Here is a 16054-nt window from a genome sequence, read left to right on the forward strand (position 1 = left end):
GGGCCTTTCGGGCGGGGCGGGCTCGGGGCCGGATTCAGGCGGCGCTGTGGTGACGGGACCGGTCGGGGGCTTCCGCGCCCGGGAACTCGACGTCGGGGTGGGCGGCCGTCGCGGGGAACTCCTCGATGGTCAGCTCGCCCGCGACCAGGTAGCCGTCGCGCTCCTGGGCGGTCGGGGAGAGGGCGGCGAAGGCCGAGGCGAGGAAGAGGAACGAGCCGAGGCCGACGGCGAGCGGGAAGACGAACTCCATCGGGCTGACCCCGCCGAGACCGGTGCGGGCGGGGTCCAATTGGACGTGGACGGCGGCCATGCCGGTGTAGTGCATGCAGCTGACGGCGAGTCCCATGGCCAACGACGCGGCGGCGGCCGCGTACACGTTGCGGATGGTGACGGCGGCCCAGAGCGCGGCGGTCGCGGCACCCACCGCGATCAGCACGGACAGCGCGACCGTCCCGGCGTCGTAGCGCAGCCCGCCGTGCATCCGGACGGCGGCCATGCCGAGGTAGTGCATCGCGGCGACGCCGATCCCGGTGGTGAAGCCGCCGCCCAGTAAGGCGAGGCCGCGGTGGCTGGCGTAGCAGACCACGGTCAGGCCGAGGCCGGTGACCAGCACCGCGACCGCCAGGCTGAGCACGGTCAGCGGCACGTTGTAGCGCAGTTCGGTGCCGTCGACGGTGAAGCCGAACATGGCGACGAAGTGCATGGTCCAGATGCCCGAGCCGATCGCCGCGGCGGCGGTGATCAGCCAGTTCCGACGGGCGGCGCCGCTCGCGGCCAGGCCCCGCAGGGTGCAGCGCAGCCCGAGGGCGGCGCCGACGCAGGCCATCACGTACGAGAGGACGGGGGTCAGCCAGCCGAAGCTGAACTGGTTGAGGGTGCCCATGGGACCTCCGGTCGACCGGTCGGGCCCGGGGCGGTACGCGGTGCGCCCGGGCTCCCCGGCCGGGCGGACTGCACGCGAGGCATATGCCATCCGCATGTGCGCTTTCGACCTGGGGTGCCTGGGACGCTATCGAGGGGCCGGAATCGGCCACCGGAAGATCTGAAAAGCTGCCCGCGCGGCGGGGGCGATGTGTTCGAATGACCCGGTCGTATGCCCAGCTGCGGACGAGCGGTGATGGGGGCGAGGCGAACGACACGACGGCGAGCGACAGCGGACAACGAACAACAGACAGCGGACAGATAGCAGATTTCGAAATCTGTTATCTGTCCGCTGAAAGTTGAACGCTGAAACCCGTCAGCCCGCCGCCGTCACCCGGACCCGCATCGGGCTCGCCGCCCGCAGCGTGATGCCCTGCACGAGCGCCACCCTCCGGTCCACCACCTCCACCTCGAAGTCCCGCAGCAGCACCCCGAGGGTCAGCACCGCCTCCAGCATCGAGAAGTGCTGCCCGATGCACGCCCGCGGTCCCCCGCCGAACGGGAACCAGGCGTACCGGTGCCGGACCTTCTCCTCCTCCGGCAGGAACCGGTCCGGGTCGAAGCGCTCCGGCTCCGCCCAGTGGTCCGGGTGCCGCTGGGTGACCAGCGGCGCGACCACGACCTGGGCCCCCGCCGGGATGACGTGCCCGTCGATGACCGTCTCCTCGACCGCCCGCCGCCCGATCAGCGCCGCCGCCGGGAAGAGCCGCATCGCCTCCTTGAGCACCCGGGTGATGTACGGCAGCCGCTCCAGGTCCGCCGCCGTCGGCGCCCGCCCGGCCAGGACGGTTCGCGCCTCCTCCTGCGCGAGCTTGCGCTGCTCCGGGTGCTTGGCCAGCAGGTGCAGCGCGAAGGCCATCGAGGTGGCCGTGGTCTCCTGCCCGGCGAGCAGGAACACCAGGACCTGGTCACGGAGTTCGGACGGATCCAGCCGCTCCCCGTCCTCGCCGCGGGCCCGCCCGAGCAGGGTCAGCAGGTCGTCCGCGTCCTCGTCGCCGCCCCCGCGCGCGGCCCGCTCGGCGATGATCCGGTCGCAGATCTCGTACAGCGCCCGCTGTGCCTCCGCGCCGCGCCGGTTGCCCGGCGTCGGCCAGGTGCGCGGGATCCGGACCGGCGCGAAGCCGCGCTCCTTGATGTACTCGCCGAGCACCGGGAAGTTGTGGTTCACCACCTCCACCGCCTCCTCCACGTCGGCGCCGAAGAGGATCCGCGCGACGGCGCGCAGCGCGAACCGCGACATCTCCTCCGCCGCGTCCACCACCCCGCCCGGCACGGCCCGCCACCGCTCGGTGAGCGCCTGCGCCTCCTGGGCGAGTGCGTCCGCGTAGCCGTCCACCCGGCGCCGGGTGAACAGCGGCTGGATGAGCCGTCGCTGGCGCTGGTAGTCACCGTCCTGGCTGGTCAGCAGCCCGTTGCCGACGCTGGTCCGCAGCTCGTCGTAGAAGCTGTTCTCCTTGCGGAAGTTGGCCGCCTCGCTGCCCAGGACCTGGTGGGCACCCTCGGGCGAGAAGACCGCGTAGAACTCGACCCGCAGGCCGGGCGGTCCGGCCTGGAAGCGCACCACGTCCCCGTGGTCGCGACGGGCCTCAAGGTAGGTGCGTAGCGGACGGCGGGTGAGGGCGAAGAGCGACCCGACCAGGGGGTTCCCGGCCGGTCCGGGTACGGCGGCTGCGGTGGTCATCGGCACTCCTTCTGCGCTGGCGATCCTTCAACCTTACTGACGGGTATTCAGTCGTGGAAGCGTCCAGCCGAAACGCGGGGGCGGGCGCGCATCGTACGCACCCGCCCCAACCGCAGGCACCGGTCACAGGCGCCGGGATCACTCGTACTCGGTGCCGCCCTTGCGCGTCAGATAGGCGTCGCTGACCACCTTGGCGATCGCCCGCCCGCCCAGCACCGGGCTCCAGCGCTCGGCCACCGGCCGGACCACCACGCCCTCGCGCAGGTGGAGTTCGCGCCCGGAGTGGCTCTCCTTGCCGCGCGCGTACGCCAGCACGGTCTCGGTGTCGAACGGCCCGCGCCACAGCTCTGGCACCAACGGCAGCTCGCCGTCCAGCAGTTCGGCGGCGGGCAGCCAGGCCGGCTGCCCGTCGACCACGGCGGACACGTCGAATACGGCGTACCCGGGCCGCTCGGTGCGCGCGGAGGCCCCGTACGTCAGGTCCTGCACGCCTTCGCCGAACACCTCGCCGAAGATGCCGACCCGCTCGGCGCCCAGCCGTTCGGCCAGTCGGGCCGCCACCGCCGGGAGGTCGTACGCGCGCACCGCCCGCCAGTACAGGTTGCGCCCGTCCTCGGCCAGCGCCAGCCCCTGCGCGCCGATCCCCTTGGAGGAGACCTGCACCTCCCCGGTGGCGGCGGTGTACGTGACCAGGCAGCAGCTGCCGTGCAGCTTCTCGGTGAGCACCACCGGCTCGCCCGGCTCGAAGACGTCGGGGTAGCGCTTGAGGTTCTCGACGTCCACCCAGGGCAGCAGGTCCGGCGCGCTGACCACGTCGCCGTTCATCGACGTCGGCACCGGCGGCTGCCACTTGACGATCCCGAGCAGCTCGGCGAAGTCCTCGCGCCGGTCGGCGGCCGCGGCCAGGTCGGTGTCGGCGAGCGCACCGGGCCGACAGACGATGCCCTGTGAGAGCTCTCCGCGCAGCCGTACCGCCTTCACCCGGTTCGCCCGGGAGCCGGCCAGCTTGCCGGTCAGCCCGATCTCCTCGATCAACCCATCCGGGAGGACGGCCTGTTCGGGGATGTAGAGGGCGAAGTCGCCGGTCCGGTAGAGACCCTTCGCGATCACCGCCCGATAGAGGCCGACCTGCGCCAACTCCAGGGCGTCGGCGTTCGGGTGCTCAAGAATGACGAGCCTCTCGGCGGTGACTCGAAGTGTGGACATGGGCGGACTCTTCCCCCTGGGCTCGAACGAAGGGCGCCCGGCACGACCGCTCATCGATCGTACGACCGGGCTGCGAACACTCTGACCGTTCGACCGGCCTCGGTGCGACGGGTTTTCCACGGCGGCGCCGACGACCCCGCCGAACCGCCCCCACACACGAACCGTCCGTGCGCGTTTGAGCCTTCCCACAGCGGGCCCGAGCCACCTTCCCCGCCCCGCCTGTGCGAAGCGACAGAGGGTTTATCACTCGCATTTGCGGCACTATGATCGCCGTAATGGCCGCACCTGCGGCCAGGGCTCCGCGCCCCTTCCGGCGCACACCCTGGAGGGGAAGCACCGATGAGCACCCGCACGACCGCCACCCGCAGACTCGCCGTCGCCGCCGCAGCGGCCGTCGCCCTCAGCCTCGGGGTCACCGCCTGCGGCAGCGACGGCGGCTCCACCTCCTCGACCGCGAGCAGCAGCGCGGGCAGCGCGGGCACCAGCGGCACCGGCAGTGCCCCGAAGGCCCACGGCGACATCACCGTCTTCGCCGCCGCCTCGCTCAAGGAGACCTTCACCGACCTCGGCAAGAAGTTCGAGGCCGCCAACCCGGGCACCAAGGTCACGTTCAACTTCGGCGGCAGCTCCGCCCTCGCCACCAGCATCAACTCCGGCGCCCCGGCGGACGTGTTCGCCGCCGCCAGCCCCGCCACCATGAAGACCGTCACCGACGCGGGCGGCGCCAGCGGCGAGCCGAAGACCTTCGTGAAGAACACCCTCACCATCGCCGTGCCCAAGGGCAACCCCAAGCACATCGCCGGCCTGAAGGACCTCACCACCTCCGGTGTGAAGGTCGCGCTGTGCGCGAAGGAGGTGCCCTGCGGCGCCGCCGCCCAGACCGCGCTGAAGGCCGCCGGCCTCAACCTCACCCCGGTCACCCTGGAGCAGGACGTCAAGGGCGCGCTCACCAAGGTCGAGCTCGGCGAGGTCGACGCCTCTCTGGTGTACAAGACCGATGTACAGTCCGATGCCGCGAAGATCGACGGTGTGGACTTCCCCGAGGCCGACAAGGCCGTGAACGACTACCCGATCGCCGCGCTGGCCAAGGCGCCGAACAAGGACGGCGCGGCCGCCTTCGTCGCCTACGTCCAGTCGCCCGAGGCCAAGCAGGCGCTGACCGCGGCGGGCTTCCAGGCACCGTGAAGAACCGCACCACCGGCCGCGACGGCACCGAGGACCAGGGCGCCCCGGCGACGGCAGGACCCGCGAAGGCCCTGCCGCGCCGCCGCCCGGGCGCGCACCGCGTCCCGGTCACGCTGCTGCTCCCGGCACTGCTCGGACTGGCGTTCCTGATCCTCCCGCTGGTCGGCCTGCTGGTCCGGGCACCGTGGAGCGGTCTGTCGGAGCAGCTCACCAGCACCGCCGTCTGGGAGGCCCTGCGGCTGTCGCTGGTCTGCGCGACGACCGCCACCGCGGTCTCGCTGGTCCTCGGCGTCCCGCTGGCCTGGCTGCTCGCCCGCACCGAGCTGCCCGGCCGGCGGGTGATCCGGGCATTGGTCACCCTGCCGCTGGTGCTGCCGCCGGTGGTCGGCGGTGTGGCGCTCCTGCTGGTGCTGGGGCGGCGCGGGATCGTCGGCTCCTGGCTGGACTCGGCCTTCGGCATCACGCTGCCGTTCACCACCACCGGCGTCGTGATCGCCGAGGCCTTCGTGGCGATGCCCTTCCTGGTGATCAGCGTCGAGGGCGCGTTGCGGGCGGCCGACCCCCGCTACGAGGAGGCGGCCGCGACCCTGGGGGCCTCCCGGCTGACGGCGTTCCGACGGGTCACCCTGCCGATGATCGCCCCGGGGATCGCGGCCGGAGCCGTCCTGGCCTGGGCCCGGGCACTCGGCGAGTTCGGCGCGACGATCACCTTCGCGGGCAACTTCCCGGGCCGCACCCAGACCATGCCGCTGGCCGTCTACCTGGCCATGGAGTCCGACCCGGAAGCCGCGATCGCACTGTCGCTGGTCCTGCTGGCGGTCTCCGTCGCCGTCCTGGTCGGCCTGCGCGACCGCTGGATGTCGACCCCGTGACCCGGAATGCGGAGCCCATGAGCGCCACCGACACCACCACCCTCGACGCCCACCTCCGGGTGGACCGCGCCGCGTTCACCCTCGACCTCGCGCTCACCGCCGCCCCCGGCGAGGTGATCGCGCTGCTCGGCCCGAACGGCGCCGGCAAGTCCACCGCCCTGCGTGCCCTGGCCGGCCTGCTCCCGCTCACCGGCGGCCACCTGCGCCTGGACGGCCACCTGCTGGAGGACCCGGCGCAGCGCCTGCACACCCCGGCCGAGGAGCGGCCGGTCGGTGTGGTGTTCCAGGACTACCTGCTGTTCCCGCACCTCAGCGCGCTCGACAACGTCGCCTTCGGACCGCGCTGCCAGGGCCGCCCCAAGCGAGAGGCCCGCGCCGAGGCGGCCACCTGGCTGGAGCGGATGGGCCTGGCCGAGCATGCCTCGGTCCGCCCCGGCCGGCTCTCCGGCGGCCAGGCGCAGCGGGTGGCGCTCGCCCGGGCGCTGGCCGTCCGTCCCCGGCTGCTCCTGCTGGACGAGCCGCTGGCCGCCCTGGACGCCCGCACCCGGCTCGACGTCCGGTCCCAACTGCGGCGCCATCTGACCGAGTTCGAGGCGGTGGCGGTACTGGTGACGCACGACCCGCTGGACGCCATGGTGTTGGCCGACCGGCTGGTGGTGATCGAGGACGGCCGGGAGGTGCAGTCCGGCAGCCCGGCGGAGGTCGCCCGGCGGCCGCGCACCGACTACATCGCCCGCCTGGTCGGGCTGAACCTGTACCAGGGCCGGGCCGACGGCTCCCGGGTCGCCCTTCCGGACGGCATGGTCGTGTCCACCGCGGAGGAGCTGACCGGCCTGGCCTTCGTGACCTTCCCGCCCTCCGCGGTGACCCTGTACCGGGAACGGCCGCGGTCCAGCGCCCGCAACCTGTGGAAGGCCGAGGTCACCGGCCTGGACCTGCACGGCGACCGGGTGCGCGCCGAGCTGTCGGGGGACCTGCCGATGGCCGCCGACCTCACCCCGGCCGCGGTCGCCGAGCTGGAGCTGGCGCCGGGGGTGGCGGTCTGGGCCTCCGTCAAGGCCACCCAGACCCATGCCTACCCGGCCTGACCGCGCGGCCGGCCGACCCGACCCGCCGGGGTCATTCCGACGGCTCGACGAACCCCGACTCGTACGCGGCGATCACCGCCTGGGTGCGGTCCCGCGCGCCGAGCTTCGCCAGCACGCTGCTGACGTGCGTCTTCACCGTCTGCACGCCGAGGAACAGCTGCTCGGCGATCTCCCCGTTGCTGAGCCCGCGGGCCATCAGCCGCAGCACCTCCGCCTCGCGCTCGGTCAGCGCCGCCCGGACCATCGCCGCGCGGGCGCCGGGGTTGCCGTGCCCGGCCGCCAGGCGGCGGATCGCCGCGGGGAACAGCAGCGACTCGCCGGCGGCCGCCAGTCGTACCGCGTGGGCGATCTCGGCCGGTCGGGAGCGCTTGAGCAGGAAGCCATCGGCGCCCGCGCGCAGCGCCTGGTAGACGTAGTCGTCGTTCTCGAAGGTGGTGACGACCAGGATCCGCGGCGGCCGCTCCCCCGGCGCGCCGGGGCGCAGCAGCTCGCGGGTGGCCGCCAGGCCGTCCAGGACCGGCATCCGGACATCCATCAGCACCACGTGCGGGCGCAGCGCGCGGGCCAGGGTCACCGCCTCCGCGCCGTCGGCCGCCTCGCCGACCACCCGCAGATCGCCCTGGGCCTCCAGGACGGCCCGCATCCCGGCGCGAACCAGTTCCTCGTCATCGGCGAGCAGGATGTCGGTCATCCCGGCAACCCCCTTGGTCGGACCGTCAGCCACAAGATCATTCGTCACGAGCCCAAGCGTAGGGGCAGCCGCACATGCAGCACCCACTCCCCGCTGCCGTCCTGCGACGCCCCCGCCGTGGCCTCCCCGCCGAGCAGCGTGGCCCGCTCGCGGATGCCACGCAGCCCCTTGCCGCCCTTGCGCGCCCCGGCGGCGGGATTCCGTGCCGCGACGCCCCCCGCCGCCGACATCGCGTTGGCGCAGCGCAGCTCCAACTGCCCGCCCCGGACGGCGATCCGTATGCTGACCGGCTCGCCGGGCGCGTACTTGAGCGCGTTGGTGACGCCCTCCTGGACGATCCGGTAGGACTCGCGGGAGAGCACCCCGGGCAGCTTCCCCTCCGACAGGTCGACCAGCGCCTCGACCGGGCTGCCGGCCGCCCTCGCGGTGTCGAAGAGCGCGGGCAGCTGGTCGACGCCCGGATGTTCGGTGGCCGCGCCCTCAGGGCTCTCGCGCAGCAGCACGAGGGTGCGTTCGAGGTCCTCCATGGCCTGCCGCCCGGTCTCCTCGATGACTTCGAGCGCCTTGGCGACGAAGGCCGCGTCCCCGACCTCCCGCGCGGCACCGGCCTGAAGCACCGTCACCGTCAGGGCGTGACCGATGGAGTCGTGCAGTTCGCGGGCCAACCGGTTTCGCTCCAGCAGCCGTTCGGCCCGCAGCTCCGCCTCCGCCAACCGCTCCGCCGGAGACGGCCCCAACAGCCGGACCGCCATGGCGAGTTGGAGTCGCCCGGCACCCACCACCAGCCAGCCGTAGCCGAGCAGCGCCACCGGCAGCAGCAGGAGGTAGCGCGGCCCCTGCGGACCCGTCAGCAGGTCGGCACCGTTGGCGAGGCCGAGCACCGTCGCCATCCCTACGGCCGAGCCGAGCGCGACCCGGCCGACCAGCCAGAGCGCGGTGCGCCACCGGTCGGCCCAACTGCCGGAGGGATCGTCGGCGATGTCGGCCTCGCAGTCGGGCACCAGCAGCAGCCGGGCCTGGACCCCCTCCGCCCGCCGCGCCGCCGGAATGAGGGCGACGAGCACCAGCAGGACGCAATCCGTGGCCGCGGCCTCCGCCACGATCCGAGGAACGGTCAGCCCGTACGTCCCCGGATAGATCAGCAGGATGACTCCCATGAAGATCCATCCGACCAGGAGGTGCAGCAGACGCGCATAGGTGGCGCCGGCCAGCAGCGGCGCAAGGATCCTGGGCACTGCGATCTTGGTCACCGAGCCATCCTGCCAGGTCAGCGGCCGGTGAGGGATCACGCCCGGGGCCGGGGGCACGCTCCCTCCCAGGAGGGAGGCGGCTCCACTCCGCGGCGGGATCCGCCCGGACCGCCGCTCCGGTGGAATGTGATCGTCGGCAGGACGCCGGCACCCGCACCGGACCAGCCAGAGGGGAGCGCGGCCGTGATCGAAATCCAGGGCCTCACCAAGGAGTACGACGGGCGACGCGTCGTCGACGACCTGACCTTCGAGGTCCGACCCGGCCTGGTGACCGGCTTCCTCGGCCCGAACGGCGCCGGCAAGAGCACCACCATGCGCCTCGCCCTGGGCCTGGAACAGCCCACCGCCGGACACGCCCTCGTCGCCGGCCGCCCGTACGCCGAACTCGCCGACCCGCTGCGGCAGGTGGGTGCGCTGCTGGACGCCCAAGCCCTGCACGGCGGCCGGACGGCGCGCGGCCACCTGCGCTGGCTCGCCGCCAGCAACGGCCTGCCGGAGCGCCGGGTGGACGAGGTGCTCGGCCAGGTCGGCCTGACGGACGCCGCGGGCCGGCGCATCCGCCGCTTCTCGCTCGGCATGCGCCAGCGCCTCGGGGTGGCGGCCGCGCTGCTCGGCGACCCGGCGGTACTGCTGCTGGACGAGCCGGTGAACGGCCTCGACCCCGAAGGCATCCGCTGGATCCGCACGCTCCTGCGCGAACTGGCCGCCGAGGGAAGATCGGTGCTGGTCTCCTCCCACCTGATGAGCGAAATGGCGCTCACCGCCGACCACTTGGTGGTGATCGGCCGCGGCCGACTGCTGGCGGACGCCCCCACCGCCGAGTTCATCGACCAGCACGGCCGCACCCGGATCCGGGTGCGGGCCGTGGACCCGGACAAGCTGGCCGCGCTGTTCGGCGGCGGCCACGACTTCACCGCCGTCCAGGTCGACGGTGGCGCCTGGGAGGTGACCGGCGTCGAACCGGAGCGGATCGCCGCACTCGCGGCCGCGCACGGCGTCGTCCTGTACGAGATCGCAGTCCAACAGGACTCCCTGGAGGAGGCGTTCATGCGGATGACCGCCGACAGCGTCGAGTACCGCGCGGAAGTGCCCGCATGAGCATCGGCATCGACTCCCCCGGAGCGTCCGCGCCCCCCGCCGCCCGAGCCCTCCAGGTCCTCCGCTCCGAGCGCATCAAGTTCACCACGCTCCGCTCGCTCTGGCTCACCCCGCTGCTCGCCCTGCTGCTCACCGCCGGCGTCACCACGGCCGTGGGCGCCGCACTCGGCAGCGCGGAACCGCACATCGTCGACGATCCCGGCGTGGGCGTCTTCTACGGGCTCAACTTCGGCCATGTCGCGCTGGCTTGCTTCGGCATCCTGCTGATCGGCCAGGAGTTCAACACCCGCATGATCGACGTCTCCCTCACTGCCGTCCCCCGCCGTGCCCGGATGTACGGTGCGAAGCTCGCGCTCGGTGCGCTGGTCGGCCTCGTCGTCGGCGCGGCCGGAACGGCGGGCGCCTTCGCGGGGTACGCGGCGACCGTCCCCGGCGACTGGCACGGCCCCGCCTTCACCCGCGCCGTCGTCGCCGGAGTGCTGTACCCACCGCTGCTGGTGGTGTTCTGCCTCGGGCTGACCACGCTGTTCGGCAACCTCACCGCCGCCATGGGCCTGATCGTCCCGACCGTCTTCCTGGCCTCGCCGGCGCTCGGCGGCCTGCCCGGGGTACGGCTGGTGGCGCAGTTCCTGCCCGACCGCGCGGGCCAGTACGCGCTCCACTACGTCGACGACCCGCAGGTCACGTACGGGCACTGGACCGGACTGCTGATCATGGCGCTCTGGGCGGCCGCTTCGGCGTACGCCGGCCTGCGCGCCCTTCGGCGCGAGAAGTGACACTGCGGCAAGTCGCCTTGGAAGAAGGGAAGATGAGAATGAGCCTGGGACCGGCCGCCAACGCCCTGCGCGCCGAACGGATCAAGTTCACCACCCTGCCCTCGCAGTGGGCGGCCCCGCTGACCGCCCTGGCCCTGACCGTGGGCATCACCGTGGCCGTCAACATCGCCTACGGCACGAAGGACCACACCCCCGGCGAAGACCCGGCCGGCGGGATCTACTACGGGCTGCTGTTCGGCCACGTCGCCGTGGCCTGCACGGGAATCCTGCTCATCGGGCAGGAGTTCAACACCCGCATGATCAACACCTCGCTCACCGCCGTCCCCCGGCGCGGGCGGTCGTACGGCGCCAAGCTGCTGCTCGGCGCCGGGCTGGGACTGCTGCTCGGGCTGCTGTCGACGGCGGGCTCGTTCCTGGCCGTCGCCACCACCGTCGGACTGGACACGTCCACTCCCGGGCTGGGCCGCAGCTTCCTGGCCGGCGTGCTCTACCACCCGCTGATGGTGCTGATCTGCCTCGGACTGACCGCGATGCTGGGCAACTTCAGCGCTGCGCTCGGTCTGCTCACCCCGATGGTGTTCCTCGGCACCACCTGGCTGGCCGTGATCCCCGGCGTCCGTAAGGTCGGCCAGTTCCTGCCCGACCGGGCCGGCCTGTATGCGACGCGCACCCAGGCCGAACCGGGCATCCACTACGGGCACTGGACCGGCCTGCTGATCATGGCCCTCTGGACGGCCGCAGCAATGTACGGAGGCTGGCGGGCGATGCAGCGGTACCAGGCCTCGGGCGCCTGACGACGGACGACAGACGACAGACGACGGGGGCGGTAGACGCGGGCCGGCTGACCGCGAACAACAAACAGCGGACAACGAACAGCGAACGGATAACAGATTTCGAAATCTGTGATCCGTTCGCTGTCATCTGTTACTCGCCGCTCGCCACTCGCCCTCCGCGGCCCGCCCTCTGCGACCCGTCACCGCAGCGCCGGGTGATCCGCGATCACCGTGCAGCTCCCCGGCGCGATCTCCGTGAAGCCCGCGTCCTGGACCACCGGCAGCCCGCTGCGGACCAGCCCCTCCCACGCCTCCGGCGAGGCCGTCCGAACCGCGAGCGCGAAACCCGCCTCGGCCCACTCCTTGCGCTGCGCCTCGTCCAGCCGCCACCAGGCGAGCTGAGCGGCGTGCCCGGTCTGCGCCATCGTCTTGCCCGCGCTCATCTCCAGCTCCGGGTTGAGCCACAACACCGGCAGCCCCGGCTCGGGCGCACCGACCTCGGCCGTCTCCTCCAGATCCGTCCCGGAGACCTGCAGCTTGGCGAGCTCCTTCGGCCAGCCGTCCAACGGGACCGGCGGGAACACCCGCACCTCCGCCTCCCGCCCCTGCACGGTGATGCCCGGCAGCTCCCCCGCGCGGCGCCACTCCCCGCCCCGGGCCCGCCGGACCACCTTGCGGATCCGGGCGTCCTCCCAGGCGGTGACCCGCTCCGCCCACTCGCCCTCCGGCTCGGTCACCCGGGGATCGGCGAGCAGCGTGAGCACCGCCCGCGCCGAGGTCTCCAGCGCGTCGGTCCGCCCCGGCGGCGTGGCCCGCTCCAGCCGCACGACCAGCGGCAGCACGTACTGCGGCCGCGCGTCGCGGCCCTCGGGCGCGGGTGAGTCCCCGGCATCGGGAGCGCCGTCGGGCGCGGGAACAGGGGTCGGGGCATCGAACGGAGAAGTCACCCGTCCAGCATGCCAGCCCCGCCGTCACCCACCCCGGCCCGCCCCCGGACACAGCACGGTCGCTCCGTTCAGCCCCTCAGCCCAGCCCCTCAGCCCAGCCGCCCAGCCCAGCCCAGCCGCCCAACCGCTCAGCGCAGCCGCTGCCGCAGCTCGTCCACCGCCGCCCGGATACCCGCGCCGTACGCGTCCTCCGGCAGCGCGTCCAGGCTCCGCACCGCCCGTTCCAGCTGCTCACGCGCCAGGTCGGGCTCGCCGAGCTTGAGGTGGTCCGAGGCCAGGTTGAGATGCAGCGAGGGGTAGAAGGCGCGCACCTGGAGCGCCGACTCGTACATCTGGGCGCGCTCGGCGGTCAACGAGTCGGCGGCCGCGAGCGCCCGCCGGTCCCACTCCAGCTCGGCCCGTGGGTCGTCCTGCAAGTCGGCCAGATAGTGCGCCAGGACGCAGCGGTGGAACACGTCCCGCTCGCCCAGCGCCTCCCACAGGGCCTCGAAGCTGGCCCGCGCCTCGGCCGTCCGTCCGCGCTGCGCCGCCTGCACACCGTCCAGCCCGAGCGCGATCCGGGCCAGCACCGGCTCATCCTCGCCCGACTCCCCCGAGGGCGGACCGGGCACGGCGAAGGCACCGGACGGACCGGACGCACCAGACACATCGGGCATGCCCGCAGCCTAGCCGCCCACCCACCACCGCGCCCTGCTCACCGGAGGCGCCCCGGCCGACCCCGCTCAGCGCAGACCCCCGCTCAGCGCCGGTACCCGCGCTGCGGGTCCCGCTCCTCCGCGTCCTCGTACATCAGGAACCACCCCTCCGGGTGCGTCGCCGCCAGCAGCAGTTCGGTGCGCTGCTCGGCGCCCAGCTCCGGGTCCCCGTCGTCCGGCCCGTAGACGCCGAACAGCTCATCGTGGCAGCCGTCCCAGTCGTAGTCGTACAGGTCGGCCGGTAGATCGCCCATCATGTCGGCCACCGACTCGGGCTGGGAGCCCAGCAGCGCCCGGGCGTCCACCAGCGCCATCCGCAGCGCGATCTCCTCGGCCAGGCAGCGCGGCAGCGGCCACTCGCCGAGCGCGAGGTCGTCGGCCAGGTCGTCGAAGGCCCGGGCCATCGCGCGGCGCCAGCCCCGGTGCAGCCGCCAGGTGCGCTGGGGCAGCCGGGCGAAGACCGTCCAGTCGGTGTCCTCGCTCTCGATCACCGGGTCGTCGCCGTGCTCGTCGAGGTCGTCGTAGGCGGCGTCACCCAGGCCGATCAACTGGGCGTGCAGCAGGCAGGCGGTGCGCGGGGTGAGGGTCCAGTCGGCGCCCGCGCCGCCGTCCTCGTCCTCGCCGTCCAGCGGGAACAGTTCGGCGAAGTCCGGTGTGAAGTCCTCGGTCACGCTGATCTCCAGCGTCCCGCCGATCGCCTCCACACCCGGGATGGCGGCCACCAGCCGGTCCGGGTGCAGCAGCGCGCCGAGCGCCGCGTTGGCGTCCTCGGCCACCTCGCGCAGCAGTTCACGGCGCTGGCCGGCCGGGTCGATGCCCTCGAAGTCCAGCTCCTCGACGGCCCTGATCGCGGCCGCGCGCAGCGCCGGCCAGTCGGTGATCCGCAGGCCCAGCACCACCGTCGCCTCGATCTCCGGCGCGCCGGAGTACTCCGCCGCGCCCGGCCCCTGCGGATGATCGCTTCGCTCGCCCATGGGGCTACGGTACGGCTTTTCGGCCGCCCGATCACCGGTCTGAACCAGCTTCGCGAAGCCTTCTCGGCCACCGCCGGGCCGCGCCTCTGTCACTCGGACGCACGCCCCCGGCAGGATGGGCTCCATGGCTGACATCAACGAGTACGGCGGCGGGCAGGGCCCGAACGCCGACGTCCTGGTCGTGACCACCAACGACATCCCCGGCTTCCGGGTCGACCACGTGATCGGCGAGGTCTTCGGGCTGACCGTGCGCAGCCGCCACGTCGGCAGCCAGATCGGCGCCGGGCTGAAGTCGCTGATCGGCGGTGAGCTGCGGGGCCTGACGAAGACCCTGGTCGACAGCCGCAACGAGGCGATGCAGCGGCTGATCGAGCAGACCAAGGCGCGCGGCGGCAACGCGGTGCTGATGATGCGCTTCGACGTGACCGGGGCGGCGGACGTGGGCACCGAGGTCTGCGCCTACGGCACCGCCGCGGTGATCTCCCGGATCGCCTGAGGCCTCCCCGCACGCGTCGCGGGAACACGGCGCCGATGATGCGATTCGACGCGACCGCGGCTACGGACGCGGGCACCGGAACCGGTCGCGGGAACAGCCACCGCCGCCCAGATGTTTCACCGTCGTGACTGTTTACGGTGCAACCAACAGCGCACCGCAGCTTCCCGACGGCCAACGGCCCGGCGGACGGCGACTCGGCGGACGGCCGCTCGACGCCCGGCGACTCGACGGCCAACGGCCCTGCGGGCCGCAGCGCCGTGTGGACGTCCTGGTGGTGGGCGCCGGGCAGGCGGGCCTGTCCGCCGCCTACCACCTGCGCCGCCGCGGCTTCGCCCCCTACCGGGAGGGAGCCGACGGCGGCTTCGTCGTGCTCGACGCGAACGCGGCGCCCGGCGGCGCCTGGGCGCACCGCTCGCCGTCCCTGCGGATGGCCACCGTGCACGGCTTCCACGACCTCCCGGACGCCGAACTCCCGCCGACCGACCCCGAGGCCCCCGCCCGTGAGGTGGTGCCGGGGTACTTCAGCGCGTACGAGGCCCGGCACGCGCTCCCGGTCGTGCGCCCAGTCGCGGTTCGCGCGGTGCGCGCCGAGTCCGACCGCCCCGACGCCCGGCTGCTGGCCGAGACCGACCGGGGCACCTGGTCCACCCGCGCGCTGATCAACGCCACCGGCACCTGGACCCGCCCCTTCCTCCCCCACTACCCGGGGCACTTCGCGGGCCGTCAGCTGCACTACGCCGACTACGGCGGCCCCGAGGAGTTCGCGGGCAAGCGCGTCCTGGTGGTGGGCGGCGGCGCCTCGGCGATCCAGGTGCTCTCGGAGGTGGCCGCGGTCGGCGAGACGGTCTGGGTCACCCGCTCCGAACCCGTCTACCACGAGGGCCCGTTCACCCCCGAGTACGGGCGCGCGGTGGTCGCCAAGGTCGAGGAGCGGGTCCGCCAGGGGCTGCCGGTGCGCAGTGTGGTGAGCGTGACCGGCCTCGGCCCCTCGGTCGCCTACCGGCGCGCCGAGGAGCTGGGCGCGCTGCACCGACGGCCGATGTTCGACCGGCTCACCGAGCACGGGGTCGCCTGGGACGACCAGGAGTTGGCGGTGGACGCGATCGTCTGGGCGACCGGCTTCCGCCCCGAGGTCGGCCACCTCGCACCGCTCGGCCTGCGCTCCCCCGGCGGCGGCATCGCGCTGACCGGCACCCGCGCCACCGCCGACCCGCGCGTCCACCTGGTCGGCTACGGCCCGTCCGCCAGCACCATCGGTGCCAACCGGGCCGGGCGGGCGGCCGTCAACGACCTGGTCAACCTGCTCGGGGAGCCGGCGAAGGTGCCCGAGCAGACGCCCGAACAAGTCCCCGCGAAGGCGCCCGAGCAGCTTCCCGAGCAGCTCCCCGCCGCCGTCTGAGG

General features: G+C 73.4%; 16 protein-coding genes. 8 read left to right on the forward strand and 8 right to left on the reverse strand.

The window, feature by feature from the left end; translation table 11 throughout:
- Window positions 1-34: 34 nt before the first annotated feature.
- The 3 genes from ACH4E7_RS06195 to ACH4E7_RS06205 form a co-directional block, all read right to left on the reverse strand.
- On the reverse strand, window positions 35-883 hold the full coding sequence (locus ACH4E7_RS06195) for an MHYT domain-containing protein (RefSeq protein ID WP_396247802.1): 849 nt from the start codon (window positions 881-883) through the stop codon (window positions 35-37).
- A gap of 354 nt (window positions 884-1237) precedes the next feature.
- Window positions 1238-2602: a cytochrome P450 gene (locus ACH4E7_RS06200; protein ID WP_396247803.1), complete on the reverse strand. Its 1365-nt coding sequence runs from the start codon at window positions 2600-2602 to the stop codon at window positions 1238-1240.
- Window positions 2603-2740: 138 nt separating this feature from the next.
- Window positions 2741-3808 (reverse strand): RNA ligase (ATP), encoded by a 1068-nt coding sequence (locus ACH4E7_RS06205; protein ID WP_396247804.1) that lies wholly within the window; start codon window positions 3806-3808, stop codon window positions 2741-2743.
- Between the two features lie 339 nt (window positions 3809-4147).
- On the opposite strand from ACH4E7_RS06205, the gene modA reads away from it, so the two are divergent.
- From modA to ACH4E7_RS06220, 3 genes are read left to right on the forward strand one after another with little or no spacing between them, the layout of a single operon-like run.
- Entirely contained in the window at window positions 4148-4993 is an 846-nt protein-coding gene (modA, locus tag ACH4E7_RS06210) for a molybdate ABC transporter substrate-binding protein (RefSeq protein WP_396247805.1), read from the forward strand.
- Complete coding sequence (locus ACH4E7_RS06215) at window positions 4990-5865, forward strand: ABC transporter permease (protein WP_396247806.1); 876 nt, start codon at window positions 4990-4992, stop codon at window positions 5863-5865. The genes modA and ACH4E7_RS06215 overlap by 4 nt, the downstream gene beginning before the upstream one ends.
- A 17-nt stretch (window positions 5866-5882) precedes the next feature.
- On the forward strand, window positions 5883-6953 hold the full coding sequence (locus tag ACH4E7_RS06220; RefSeq protein ID WP_396247807.1) for an ABC transporter ATP-binding protein: 1071 nt from the start codon (window positions 5883-5885) through the stop codon (window positions 6951-6953).
- A 31-nt stretch (window positions 6954-6984) separates the two neighbouring features.
- Here the strand turns inward: ACH4E7_RS06220 and ACH4E7_RS06225 are convergent, their stop codons facing one another.
- Both ACH4E7_RS06225 and ACH4E7_RS06230 read right to left on the reverse strand, forming a co-directional pair.
- Window positions 6985-7644: a response regulator gene (locus ACH4E7_RS06225; RefSeq protein ID WP_396247897.1), complete on the reverse strand. Its 660-nt coding sequence runs from the start codon at window positions 7642-7644 to the stop codon at window positions 6985-6987.
- Window positions 7645-7688: 44 nt separating this feature from the next.
- A complete protein-coding gene (locus ACH4E7_RS06230; protein WP_396247808.1) occupies window positions 7689-8894 on the reverse strand; it encodes a sensor histidine kinase in 1206 nt (401 codons plus the stop codon).
- A 183-nt stretch (window positions 8895-9077) separates the two neighbouring features.
- Here ACH4E7_RS06230 and ACH4E7_RS06235 point away from each other — a divergent pair, with 183 nt between their 5' ends.
- From ACH4E7_RS06235 to ACH4E7_RS06245, 3 genes are read left to right on the forward strand one after another with little or no spacing between them, the layout of a single operon-like run.
- Window positions 9078-9992: an ATP-binding cassette domain-containing protein gene (locus ACH4E7_RS06235; RefSeq protein WP_396247809.1), complete on the forward strand. Its 915-nt coding sequence runs from the start codon at window positions 9078-9080 to the stop codon at window positions 9990-9992.
- A complete protein-coding gene (locus ACH4E7_RS06240; RefSeq protein WP_396247810.1) occupies window positions 9989-10768 on the forward strand; it encodes a hypothetical protein in 780 nt (259 codons plus the stop codon). The genes ACH4E7_RS06235 and ACH4E7_RS06240 overlap by 4 nt, the downstream gene beginning before the upstream one ends.
- A 38-nt stretch (window positions 10769-10806) precedes the next feature.
- Window positions 10807-11562: a hypothetical protein gene (locus ACH4E7_RS06245; protein ID WP_396247811.1), complete on the forward strand. Its 756-nt coding sequence runs from the start codon at window positions 10807-10809 to the stop codon at window positions 11560-11562.
- Window positions 11563-11741: 179 nt separating this feature from the next.
- Here ACH4E7_RS06245 and ACH4E7_RS06250 read toward each other — a convergent pair whose 3' ends face one another.
- From ACH4E7_RS06250 to ACH4E7_RS06260, 3 genes are all read right to left on the reverse strand, one after another.
- Window positions 11742-12488, reverse strand: coding sequence for an aminoacyl-tRNA hydrolase (locus ACH4E7_RS06250; protein WP_396247812.1), 747 nt, complete (start codon window positions 12486-12488; stop codon window positions 11742-11744).
- 128 nt (window positions 12489-12616) lie between these two features.
- Window positions 12617-13144 (reverse strand): hypothetical protein, encoded by a 528-nt coding sequence (locus ACH4E7_RS06255; protein ID WP_396247813.1) that lies wholly within the window; start codon window positions 13142-13144, stop codon window positions 12617-12619.
- A gap of 83 nt (window positions 13145-13227) precedes the next feature.
- The gene (locus ACH4E7_RS06260; RefSeq protein ID WP_355670420.1) at window positions 13228-14157 is read right to left on the reverse strand and encodes a hypothetical protein; all 930 of its coding nucleotides are present in this window, start codon (window positions 14155-14157) and stop codon (window positions 13228-13230) included.
- A 124-nt stretch (window positions 14158-14281) separates the two neighbouring features.
- Here ACH4E7_RS06260 and ACH4E7_RS06265 point away from each other — a divergent pair, with 124 nt between their 5' ends.
- Both ACH4E7_RS06265 and ACH4E7_RS06270 read left to right on the forward strand, forming a co-directional pair.
- Complete coding sequence (locus ACH4E7_RS06265; protein WP_355670421.1) at window positions 14282-14653, forward strand: YbjQ family protein; 372 nt, start codon at window positions 14282-14284, stop codon at window positions 14651-14653.
- 259 nt (window positions 14654-14912) lie between these two features.
- Entirely contained in the window at window positions 14913-16052 is a 1140-nt protein-coding gene (locus ACH4E7_RS06270; RefSeq protein ID WP_396247898.1) for an NAD(P)-binding domain-containing protein, read from the forward strand.
- Window positions 16053-16054: the final 2 nt, after the last annotated feature.

The sequence above is a fragment of the Kitasatospora sp. NPDC018058 genome, assembly GCF_044327205.1.
Classification (GTDB): Bacteria; Actinomycetota; Actinomycetes; order Streptomycetales; family Streptomycetaceae; genus Kitasatospora.